Consider the following 11,633-nt stretch of genomic DNA (forward strand, 5'->3'; position numbering starts at 1 on the left):
GAGGAACGACGCTTTACGCCTCTCATATGGGGTCGTCATCTTCCCACCCTATCGGCCGCGCCAGCGAGAAACCGGAATGGTCTGCTTGCGTCGGGCGCCGGGCTTCGCCTATTCCGGCGACCAACGAGATATGGGAGTGCGGCTGGTGAGCGACGGACAGGTTTTCCCGGTTCCTCAAGACCTGGCGGAGGCGGCGCATATCGACGCCGCCGGCTACGCGGCCGCCGTGGCGCGGGTCGAGGCCGATCCCGAGGGCTATTGGCGTGACGTCGCCGCCCGCCTCGACTGGATCACGCCGCCCACCAAGATCAAGGACGTCTCGTTCGCCAAGGACGACTTCCGCATCCGCTGGTACGAGGACGGCGTCCTCAACGTCTCGGCCAACTGCCTGGACCGCCACCTGCCGGCCAAGCAGGACGAGGTCGCCCTGATCTTCGAGGGCGACGAGCCGGGGACCTCCAGCACGCTGACCTACGGCCAGCTGCACGAGGAGGTTTGCCGCATGGCCAACGTCCTCAAGGACCTGGGCGTCCAGAAGGGTGACCGGGTCACCATCTACCTGCCGATGGTTCCGATGGCCGCCGCCGCCATGCTGGCCTGCGCCCGCATCGGCGCGGTGCACTCGGTGGTGTTCGGCGGCTTCTCGCCCGACAGCATCGCCGGCCGCATCAAGGACTGCGAGTCGCGCATCGTCATCACCGCCGACCAGGGCCGTCGCGGCGGCAAGCGCGTGCCGCTGAAGGCCAATGTCGACGAGGCTCTGCTGCAGTGCCCCGAGGTCGAGAAGGTGCTGCTGATCCGCTGGACCGGCGCCGATGTCCCGGTCGTCGAGGGCCGCGACGTGGTCTATGGCGACGTCCGCGACGCGGTGTCGGCCGACTGCCCGCCCGAGCCGATGAACGCCGAGGACCCGCTGTTTATCCTCTACACCTCGGGCTCGACGGGAAAGCCCAAGGGCGTGCTGCACACCACCGGCGGCTACCTGGCCTGGGCGTCTTGGACCTTCTGGGCGGTGTTCGACTACAAGCCGGGCGAAGTGTTCTGGTGCACGGCCGACGTGGGCTGGGTCACCGGCCACAGCTATGTCGTCTACGGCCCCCTGGCCAACGGCGGGACCAGCCTGATCTTCGAAGGCGTGCCCAACTATCCGACCCCCAGCCGCTTCTGGGAGGTGGTCGACAAGCACAAGGTCGAGATCTTCTACACCGCCCCCACAGCCCTGCGCGCCCTGATGCGCGAGGGCGACGACCACGTCACCAAGAACGACCTGTCGTCCTTGCGCGTCCTGGGCAGCGTCGGCGAGCCGATCAATCCCGAGGCCTGGCTCTGGTACCACCGCGTGGTCGGCAAGGAGAAGCTGCCGATCGTCGACACCTGGTGGCAGACCGAAACCGGCGGCATGCTGATCACGCCGCTGCCGGGCGCCACCGACCTGAAGCCCGGCTCGGCCTCCAAGCCGCTGCCGGGCGTCAAGCCGCAGCTGGTCGACGCCGAGGGCCAGGTGCTGGACGGCGCGACCGAGGGCAACCTCGTCATCACCGACAGCTGGCCGGGCCAGATGCGCACGGTCTATGGCGACCACCAGCGCTTCTTCGAGACCTATTTCTCGACCTATCCCGGCAAGTACTTCACCGGCGACGGCTGCCGCCGTGACGCCGACGGCTACTACTGGATCACCGGCCGGGTCGACGACGTGATCAACGTCTCGGGCCACCGCCTGGGCACGGCGGAAATCGAGAGCGCCCTGGTGGCCCACGAGGCGGTCGCCGAGGCCGCCGTGGTCGGCTATCCGCACGACATCAAGGGCCAGGGCGTCTACGCCTATGTCACCCTGAAGGCTGGCGTCGAATCGACCGACCAACTGCGCAAGGACCTGATCCTGTGGGTGCGCCACGAGATCGGCCCGTTCGCCGCGCCGGACATCCTGCAATGGGCGCCCGGCCTGCCCAAGACCCGCTCGGGCAAGATCATGCGCCGCATCCTGCGCAAGATCGCGGAGAACGAATTGGGCAGCTTGGGGGACATATCCACGTTGGCCGATCCTTCGGTGGTCGACGATCTCGTCAAAAACCGCGCCGGAGCGTGACTCCGTCACGCTCCTCTCTTGCTTGAGACTCGAAGCCGAAAAAATCGGCTTCGAGGGCGTAACGAAGGACGGGCCGGCCGCGTTGGCTTCAGCATGCTGCATCGGCTTGTCCTCCTCCTCGCTCTTTTCGCCCTCGCCAACCCCGCGCGGGCCGCGGCCGAATGGGAGACGCGGGACGGCGGCATCGCGGTCGAGGCCCGCGCCGACGACCACGGCCGGGGCATGGTCTGGGCCAGCGTTGACATCGCCGCCCCGCCGGCGGTGGTCTTCCGCGTCATCCTCGACTGCGACCTGGCCGCCCGCATGAGCCCCGGCGTCAAGAGTTGCCGCGTCGTCTCCCGCGCCGCCGACGGGACCGAGATCCGCGAGCATACGGTCAAGTGGAGCTTCTTCCTGCCGACCCTGCGCTCGACCTCGCGCGTCAGCCTGGAGCCCGATCGCCTGATCCGCTTCACCTGCATCGGCGGCGACATCCGCGCCTGCGAGGGATCCTGGAAGCTGGAGCCCCTGGACGGCGGACAGCGCACCCGCGTCACCTACGACATGTGGGCCGCCTCGCCGTTCGCCGTGCCCGCGGGCATGGTCAGCGGCATGATGCGACGCGACGTGCCACAGTCGCTGAAGGCGCTGCGCCGCGAGTGCGAGGATCGATGAGCGATATCGACCGGGAACGGCCTGACGGCCTCTGGCTGTTCGACGGCGTCTGCAATTTCTGCACGGGCTCGGTGCAAACCATCCTGAGTCTGGACCGCGAGGGCGTGATCCGCTTCACGCCCATTCAGTCTGCCTACGGTCGGGCCCTCGCCCGCGCCCACGGCCTGGATCCCGACACGCCCGAGAGCTTCCTGTTCCTCGACCACGGCCAGCCCCTGGCCAAGACCGCCGCGATCGGGGCGCTGCTGCGCCGCCTGCGCGCGCCCTGGCGCTGGTTCGCGTTCGTGGACCGGCTGCCGCGCAAGCCGATGGACGCGGCCTATGACTGGCTCGCCAGGAACCGCTACCGCCTGATGGGCAAGAAGGACCGCTGCATGGTCCCGACACCGGAACAGCGCGAACGGTTCATCCTGGAATGAGCCCCCGTCGTATCGTCCTGGTCGGCGCCAGCGGCGTCTTCGGCGCGCGCCTGGCCGCCATGATCGCCCGCTGGCCGAACGTCGTGCTGGTGCTGGCCGCCCGGCGGCGCGAACCGCTGGAGGCGTTGCGCGCCCGCCTGAACGGGCTGGCGACGATCGAGATCGCGACCTTCGACCGCGACGCGCCCGAAGGCCTGGTCGCGCTGTCGCCGTTCGCCGTGGTCGACGCGGCCGGACCGTTCCAGGCCAGCGACCTGCGTCTCGCCCAGGCGGCCCTGGCGGCCGGCGCCCACTATGTCGACCTGGCCGACGGCCGCGCGTTCGTGAACAGGTTTCCCGAGGCCATGGCCGACGCGGTCGCCGCGTCCGGCCGCTGGGCGATCACCGGCGCCAGTTCGACTCCGGCCCTGAGCACGGCGGCCTTGGATCGGCTGACCGCCGGCTGGAGCCGGATCGACGTGGTGACCACCGCCATCTCGCCCGGCGCCGACGCGCCCCGGGGACCGTCGGTCGTCAAGGCCATCTTCTCGTGGGTCGGCCGGCCGGTCCGAGTGTTCGAAGGGGGCGCCTGGACCTCGCGTCCGGGCTGGAGCGGCTCACGGCGTGCGCTGTTCCCGGGCCTGGGCCGCCGCTGGGTCGCCTTGGCCGAGACCCCGGATCTCGACGTCCTGCCAAGTCGCTACAAGCCCCGGTACGTCGGCCGCTTCGAGGCGGGGCTGGAGCTGCCCGTGGCGCATCATGGCCTGGCGCTTCTGGCCTGGGCGCGCCGGGCGGGCCTGATCCGCGACCTTGACCCCTTCGTCGGGCCGATGGGCGCTCTGGCCGATCGCCTGGTCCGCTTCGGGACCGATCGCGGCGGCATGGTCGTCGAGGCCGTCGGCAAGGACGCGAACGGCGAGATCATCCGCGCCCGCTGGGGGCTGTGGGCGGGCGCGGGCGCCGGACCCAACACCCCGGCCGCGCCGGCCGCCGCGATCCTGCGAGCCCTGCTGGACGAGCGCCTGAAGGGCCCGCCGCGCCCCACCGCCTGCGTCGGCCTGCTGTCGCTGGAGGAGCTGCTGGCGCCGCTGACGCCCTTCCCAATCCGCACCCGCATCGACATGGCCTGGCCCCGCGCGAACAGCGTCTTCGCCCGCGCGCTTGGCCCACGCCTCGATGCTCTGCCCGAGGTGGTCCGCCGGGCCCACGACGGCGCGCCCCAAACCCTGGTCGGCTGGGCGCGCGGGCGCGGCGCGACGGGCGTGGCCCGCCTGGTTCGCTGGCTGCAAGGCTTGCCTGAGCGCGGCCGTCACCAAACCTCGGTCGAGATCGCCTCGAACGGCCTGGGCGAGACCTGGACCCGCCAATTCGGCGACCGCCGCTTCCGCTCCCGCATCGTCCCGGTCCGCGAAGACGCCTATGCCTTCGAGGAGACAGCGGGGCCGCTCACCTTCCGTTTCCACGCCGCCGATTATCCGGGCGGGTTTTCGTGGATGTTCGAGGGCTGGCGCATCGGCCCTCTGCCGCTCCCCGCCGCCTGGGCGCCGCGCGTGCGGGCCCGGACCTTCGCTCGCGACGGTGTCTATCGTTTCCGCGTGCTGGTCGCCCATCCGTGGGTCGGGGTGATTTTCGGCTATGCGGGGCGGCTGAGCCTGACCTCGGTCCACACATGACAGCACGGTAAGGTTTACCGCGCGAAGGGCGGTGCTAGGGTCTCGCCGGACTGTTCAGGAGACCTTCGCGCATGATCCGCACCGCCAGGCTGGCCCTCGTGGCCGCCGCCCTCTCGACCACGGCGCTCTCACCCCTGGCCATGGCGGCGACACAGGCCAAGGCGAGGCCCAAGGCGGCGGCGATGACTCCGGCCGTGTCCGCGATCAAGGTCCCCCCGATCGTCTACCAGCAGCGCGTGCTGGCCAACGGCCTGAAGGTCTTCACCTCGCGTGACACCACCACGCCGAACGTCACGGTGCAGGTCTGGTACGGCGTCGGCTCCAAGGACGACCCGCACGGCCGCTCGGGCTTCGCGCACCTGTTCGAGCACCTGATGTTCAAGGCCACGCGCAACATGCCCAGCGAGACGCTGGACCGCCTGACCGAGGACGTGGGCGGCTTCAACAACGCCTCCACCTGGGACGACTTCACCAACTATTACGAGGTCGCCCCGGCCAACCATCTAGAGCGCCTGATCTGGGCCGAAAGCGATCGCCTGAAGTCGCTGGTCATCGACGAGGCCATCTTCGCCTCCGAGCGCGACGTCGTGAAGGAAGAGCTGCGCCAGCGGGTGCTGGCCGACCCGTACGGCCGCTTCTTCGCCCTCTCGATTCCGCAGCAGTCGTTCGCCGCCCACCCGTACCAGCGCCCGGGCATCGGCTCGATCGAGGAGCTGGACGCGGCCACGGTCGACGACGTCCGCGCCTTTCACGCCACCTATTATCGCCCGGACAACGCCGCCCTGATCGTCGTCGGCAATTTCGACCAGGCCAAGCTGGACGCGATGATCGACCAGTATTTCGGCCCGCTGACCACGCCGGCCGGCGCGATCCCGAAAGTCACCGCGGTCGAGCCGGCCCGCGCGGGGCCCAAGACCGTCAGCACCTATGGCCCCAACGTGCCGCTGCCGGCCCTGGCCATCACCTGGTTGGCCCCCGCGGCGGCCGACAAGGACACCCCGGCCCTGGCGGTGCTGGACGCGGTGCTGTCGGCCGGCAAGTCCTCGCGGCTGTATGACAGCCTGGTCTACGACCAGAAGATCGCCCAGTCGGTGTTCTCCGACGCGCCGAACAACGCCCAGCCGGGCCTGTTCTACGTCGGGGCCATCATGGCCGGCGGCAAGACCGTGCAGCAGGGCGAGACGGCCCTGCGCGCCCAGGTCGCCCGGATCCGCGACGGCCTCGTCACGCCGGCCGAGCTGGCCGAGGCCAAGACTGGCCTGCTGGCCGACGCCGTCCGCCGCCGCGAGGAGATCGACGGTCGCGGTTTCGCGATCGGCTACGCCCTGGAGACCGAGGGCGACGCCGCCAGCGCCAACACCAACCTGGCCAAGCTGCAGGCTGTCACCGCCGCTGACATCCAGCGCGTCGCCCGGAAGTATCTCGCCGACGACCGCCGCACGGTGATCCGCTACCTGCCGGAAAAGGACCGGCCGGCCGGCGAGAAGGACGTCACCCCGCCGATCCCCAAGGTCGCCCCGGTCAAGTACGACGGACCCGTCACCACCCTGGCCCCGGAGGGCGAGCGCCAGAAGCCGCCGGCCGTCGCCCCGCCGGTTCCGGCCGCCCTGCCCACCCCGGCCGAGAAGACCCTGGCCAACGGCCTGCGGGTGATCGTGGCCAAGTCCAGCGACCTGCCGCTGATCACCGCCGACCTGACCGTGCGCGGCGGGGCCAGCTCCGATCCCACCGGCCTGGCGGGGGCGTCCAGCCTGACCGCCGAGCTGCTGACCGAGGGCACCACCACGCGCTCGGCCACCCAGGTCGCCCGCGAGACCGAGGCGCTGGGCGCCAACCTCGAGGCCGGTTCGGGTTGGGAGGCCGCCTCCCTGACCCTCAGCGTCACCGCCAATAACGCGGCCCCCGCCATGGCTGTCATGGCCGACGTCGCCCAGCACCCGGCCTTCTCGGCCCAGGAGCTGGATCGGGTTCGCACCGAGACCCTGGACGGGCTGTCGGTCTCGTACCAGCGTCCGGGCACCCTGGCCGCCTACGCCACCGCCCCGGTGCTGTATGCCGGATCGGCCTATGGTCACGTGGCCGGCGGCACGCCGGGGTCGCTGCCCAAGATCAAGCGGACGGACCTGGCCAAGGCCCACGCCGCGTACTGGCGGCCTGACAACGCCGTGCTGGTCCTGACCGGCAACCTGACGCCCGCGGCCGGCTTCGCCCTGGCCGAGAAGGCGTTCGGCGCCTGGAAGAAGCCCGTGGCCCCGCCGCCGGCGCCGCCGGCCGCGCCGACCGGCTATCAGCCGCGCAACGTCGTCATCGACCTGCCGGGCACAGGCCAGGCGGCCGTGGTGCTGGCCAAGCCGGCCATCACCCGCGCCGATCCGAACTACTACCAGGGCATCGTCGCCAACACCGTGCTGGGCGTCGGCTACTCGTCGCGCCTGAACCAGGAGATCCGCATCAAGCGCGGCCTGTCGTACGGCGCCGGCTCCAGCCTGACGCCACAGGGCCGTTTCGGCGGCTTCTCGGCCCGGGTGCAGACCAAGAACCCGTCGGCCGGCGAGGTGGTGACCCTGACCCGCGCCGAGCTGAGCCGCCTGGCGGCCGAGCCCGCCTCGACCACAGAGCTGACCGCCCGCAAGTCGGTGCTGGTCGGCAATTTCGGACGCGATCTCGGCACATCGGAGGGCCTCGCCAACATCCTCGGCAGCCTGGCCGTCTACGGCGTGCCGCTGACCGAGATCCAGAGCTACGCCGCCAAGGTCGAGGCGGTGTCACCGGAGGAGGTCCAGGCCTTCGCCAAGGCCAAGCTGGATCCCGCCCAGATGAGCGTCATCGTCGCCGGCGACGCCAAGGCCATGGGCGAGGACCTGATCAAGGCCGCGCCGAACGCCACGGTGATCCCGGCCGCCAAGCTCGACCTCGACAGCCCGACCCTGACCAAGTGAGGGCACACGGAACCCGGCGCCCGCGATCCTGATTGAGGTCTCCATGAACGAGGTCGACATCGCGATCGTCGGCGCCGGCGCGGCTGGCCTGGCCGCCGCCGAAGCCGTGGCCGCTAGCGGACGCTCAGGCGTCCTGCTGGAGGCCCGCGACCGGCTCGGCGGGCGCGGCCATACCCTCGCCTCGCCGGTCGGCCCGCTGGACCTGGGCTGTGAGTGGCTGCACTCGGCTGACCACAATCCGCTCGTGGCGCGGTTCCAGGCCCTGGGCCTGACCATCGACAAGACCCCGCCGCCGTGGGCCAATCTCGCCGACAGCCCGACCTTCAGCCGCGAGGAGCGCGCCCAGTTCGGCGAGGCGTTCCTGGCGTTGGACGGGCGGCTGGAGGCGGCGGCCCGCGATGGCGGCCCCGACCGTCCGGCGGCCGAGCTGCTGGACCCCACCTCGCGGTGGAACCCGCTGCTGAACGCCTTCAGCGCCTTCTACAACGGCGCCGAGTTCGATCAGGTCTCGCTGCACGACTACGTCGCCTATGAGGACACCGAGGTGAACTGGCGGGTCGCGGAGGGGTATGGGGCCAGCCTGGTCCGACTGGCATCGACGCTGCCCACGCGCCTGGCCTGCCCGGTCGCCACGGTCCGCCACGACGGCCCGCGCCTGGTCCTGGAAACACCGTTGGGCGCGATCTCGGCGCGGGCGGCGATCATCTCCGTCCCGACGGCGATCCTGGCCTCGGGCGCCCTGCGCTTTTTGCCGGAGTTGCCCGACAAGCTGGACGCCGCGGCTGGCCTGCCGCTGGGGCTGGCCGACAAGGTGTTCCTGCGGGTCGACGAGCCGGAGGCCTTCCCGGCCGAGGCCCAGGCCTATGGCGATCCCCAGCGCACCGCGACCGGGGCCTACCATCTGCGGCCCCTGCATCGGCCGATGATCGAGGTGTTCCTGGGGGGCGCCCATGCCCGGGCCTTGGAGGGCGAGGGTCCCGGCGCGGCGACGGCCTTCGCGATCGAGGAACTGGTCGGGATCTACGGCAGCGGCGCGCGCGCGCGGGTCCATGTCCTGGCCGAGACGGCCTGGGCCGCCGATCCGTTCGCGGGCGGTTCGTATTCCCATGCGCTGCCGGGACGGGCCGGCGACCGGGCGCGGCTGGCGGCGCCGGTGGACCAGCGCCTGTTCTTCGCGGGCGAGGCCTGCAGCGCCACCGCCTTCTCGACCGCCCACGGCGCCTGGCTGACCGGCCAAGCGGCGGCGCGGGCGGCGCTCGCGGCGCTCTAGGCCTTCTTGCTCGCCAACAGGTCGCGGATCTCAGTCAGCAGCTTTTCCTGCGGCGTCGGCGCGGGCGGCGCTTCCGGGTCTGCGGCGTCGGCGCGGCGGATGCCGTTGACCGCCTTGACCAGCAGGAACACCACGAACGCGACGATGAAGAACTGGATCAGGGTGTTGATGAAGGCGCCGTATTGCACGGCCACCTTCTCGATCGCCTCGGTCGCCGGGTTTTCGGGCCGCAGCACCCACTCCAGCTTCGAGAAGTCGAGGCCGCCGGTCAGCAGGCCGATCGGCGGCATGATCACCTGGTCGACCAGGCTTTTCACGATACCGTTGAACGCCGCGCCGATGATCACGCCGACGGCCAGGTCGATGACGTTGCCGCGGGCGATGAACTCGCGGAATTCCTTGACGACGCTCATGACAAATCCCTCGTCACCTCAAACCAGCGCGAGAGGCTGACGGCGTTCGCGCCCCGGGGTCAAGCCCGGCGCAGCCTTGTTGTTATTCGTCGCCGTCCGCGTTCAGGCGGGCGCGCAGCTCCTTGCCGCTCTTGAAGAACGGCACGTGTTTGGCGCGGACGTCGACCGCCTCGCCGGTGYGCGGATTGCGGCCGGTGCGGGCGGGACGCGAGCGGACCGACAAGGCGCCGAAGCCGCGCAGCTCGACACGGCCGCCGTCCTCCAGCGCACCGATCATACGCTCCAGGATCACGCCGACTACGCGTTCGACGTCTTTCTGCGTCAGGTGCGGATTTTCATTCGCGAGCCTGGCGATGAGTTCAGACTTGATCATCGATATCCCCGGAACGCCCCTGGGAGGAAAAGGCGCGACCGGACCTTTGCCCAACGATGGCTGAGTCTTCAAGGGGTTGCGTGCGATTCTCGAACGAGGTTCGGTTAACGCGCCCGCTCATGAACCTTTCGGCGCCCGGATGATCTGGGCTTGCTCCGACATCCGGCGGCGAACCTTGTTGACCTCCTCGGCTTCGGCGGCCGGGATCTCACGGTCGAGCGACCGGCTGCTATCGACGAAACGAGCGATCCCGTCCTTGACCTCCGCGAGCTGGCGCACCTGATCGTTTGCGATGCGACCGTCGAAGGTGGGGCCCTTGATTGTAAAGCCCGCGCCGCCGTTCGGCAGGACCACCTCGGTCGTCGTGACGTTGTAGGCGGGGAAGGACGTGGCGTAGGGCGCTTCGACATTGGGCCCCGGCTCCCGACGGGGGAACAGGGTCGGCCGCCCCGCGCCGCTTCCCGGCTTCCGCCATTCCCGGACGCCCAGGTCGTCGTTCAGCCGCCATTCCATGTCGGCCGTTCCGATCAGGGTCATCGTCGTCTCGCCCGCGTCCGACACGGCCCACTCGATCCGGTCGACCGTGATCCAGCCATAGGCGGCCGAGAAGCTCTGCTTGAACTGACGATCGAGATCTGCGCGGGGCGCGATTTCCAGCATGCGGGCCAGCGTCAGGCCCTTGTCGCCGCGCAGGGTCATAGCCGTGCGGACCGGCGCGGGCTTGTCCAGGCCCGCCGACACGTCGATGCGCATCACGCCCTCGGCGTCGGGCTTGGCCAGCGGCGGCTGCTCGATCGGCTCCAGAGTCGCTCCTGCCGTGCGAACCGGCAGGCCCCAGCGCCAGGCCGGCGGCTCCAGCGCCTCGAGACCGCCGCGGTCGCCGTTCCGGGTGCCGTCCAGCCAGTAGGACTTGCCGTCGATGCGCGCGCGAACCAGCACATGGTTGAACTGGGCGGCGGCCGGGATCCGCTGATCCAGGCCGTCCGGTCCCAAGGTCATCACCATCACCGGCTCGGCTTCGACGCCAAGCTCGCGCAGGATGGCCAGCAGCAGCACCGTCTTGCCCTTGCAGTCGCCGAAGCGGCGCGACCACGTCTGGTGGGCGGCCGCCGGCTTGTAGCCACCGTCGCCCATGCCCAGGAACAGATAACGGGTCTTGTCCTCGACCAGCTTCAAGGCGGCGAAGGCGCGCGCCTTGGGATCGGGACTGGCCGCCGCGATGGCGGCGATCTCGGCGCGCAAAGGTGAGTCCGGCGCCAAGGTCGCGGCCTTGGCGTAGAGCGGGGCCATGCGCGCCGAGACATCCTCCCAGCCACGATAGGTGGTGGCCTGCAGCTCGCCCACGCGGGCGAAACGGACCGGCGCGCCGATCGGCATCTTCGGTGCGGTAGCGCCATTCAGATCGACCAGCAGTTCGTGCATCCGGCCCGTTTTCGAAAGCCTGGGCTCGGGAAAGGCCGTCGTGGTCTTCCAGGTCAGCGGCACGGTGTCGTCCCACAACAGGCGCACGCGGTAGCGCCCGGCGACGCCAGACCAGCCCATGCGTTCGAAATCGTTGGTGCGCCCACCCACCACCGGGTCGCGGCGCTCTTGGGTATAGGCCCAATCGACGGTGTCGCCGACCTGCAGGTCGCTGAGCTGCACGGAGGCGGTCATCCGCCCGTCCAGCATGGCGCGCTCCAGGTTTTTCTCGCGGCGCAGGATCAGGACATCCTTGCCATCCTTGAGCAGGTCGATGCGCTGGCCGCCCCGGATGATCGCCAGGGAATGCAGGGTCACCGTCTCGCGCTCGGGGTCCCAGGTCAGACTACGCGACCCGCCCTGCAG

The 11,633-nt window shown here is 70.3% G+C and carries 9 protein-coding genes; 6 read left to right on the forward strand and 3 right to left on the reverse strand.

Features of this window, described 5'->3' with window-relative positions; translation table 11 throughout:
* Window positions 1–142: 142 nt before the first annotated feature.
* The 6 genes from acs (at window position 143) to AC1DSO_RS09310 (ending at window position 9,020) form a co-directional block, all read left to right on the forward strand.
* A complete protein-coding gene (gene acs / locus AC1DSO_RS09285; RefSeq protein ID WP_477068554.1) occupies window positions 143–2,086 on the forward strand; it encodes an acetate--CoA ligase in 1,944 nt (647 codons plus the stop codon).
* Between the two features lie 93 nt (window positions 2,087–2,179).
* The gene (locus tag AC1DSO_RS09290) at window positions 2,180–2,740 is read left to right on the forward strand and encodes an SRPBCC family protein (RefSeq protein WP_477068544.1); all 561 of its coding nucleotides are present in this window, start codon (window positions 2,180–2,182) and stop codon (window positions 2,738–2,740) included.
* Entirely contained in the window at window positions 2,737–3,159 is a 423-nt protein-coding gene (locus tag AC1DSO_RS09295) for a thiol-disulfide oxidoreductase DCC family protein (protein WP_477068545.1), read from the forward strand. The genes AC1DSO_RS09290 and AC1DSO_RS09295 overlap by 4 nt, the downstream gene beginning before the upstream one ends.
* On the forward strand, window positions 3,156–4,811 hold the full coding sequence (locus AC1DSO_RS09300; protein WP_477068546.1) for an SDR family oxidoreductase: 1,656 nt from the start codon (window positions 3,156–3,158) through the stop codon (window positions 4,809–4,811). The genes AC1DSO_RS09295 and AC1DSO_RS09300 overlap by 4 nt, the downstream gene beginning before the upstream one ends.
* A 71-nt stretch (window positions 4,812–4,882) precedes the next feature.
* Window positions 4,883–7,750, forward strand: coding sequence for a M16 family metallopeptidase (locus AC1DSO_RS09305; RefSeq protein ID WP_477068547.1), 2,868 nt, complete (start codon window positions 4,883–4,885; stop codon window positions 7,748–7,750).
* Window positions 7,751–7,793: 43 nt separating this feature from the next.
* Window positions 7,794–9,020, forward strand: a complete 1,227-nt coding sequence (locus AC1DSO_RS09310) for a flavin monoamine oxidase family protein (RefSeq protein ID WP_477068548.1) — start codon at window positions 7,794–7,796, stop codon at window positions 9,018–9,020.
* On the opposite strand, the gene mscL is transcribed toward AC1DSO_RS09310, so the two are convergent.
* The 3 genes from mscL to AC1DSO_RS09325 form a co-directional block, all read right to left on the reverse strand.
* Window positions 9,017–9,433, reverse strand: a complete 417-nt coding sequence (gene mscL, locus AC1DSO_RS09315; protein WP_477068549.1) for a large-conductance mechanosensitive channel protein MscL — start codon at window positions 9,431–9,433, stop codon at window positions 9,017–9,019. The genes AC1DSO_RS09310 and mscL overlap by 4 nt on opposite strands.
* Before the next feature lie 82 nt (window positions 9,434–9,515).
* A complete protein-coding gene (locus tag AC1DSO_RS09320) occupies window positions 9,516–9,806 on the reverse strand; it encodes an integration host factor subunit beta (protein WP_477068550.1) in 291 nt (96 codons plus the stop codon).
* A 117-nt stretch (window positions 9,807–9,923) separates the two neighbouring features.
* The coding region (locus AC1DSO_RS09325) for a DUF3857 domain-containing protein (RefSeq protein ID WP_477068551.1) at window positions 9,924–11,633 on the reverse strand (1,710 nt) is incomplete at its 5' end.

Source organism: Caulobacter sp. P4_E5 (assembly GCF_056401555.1).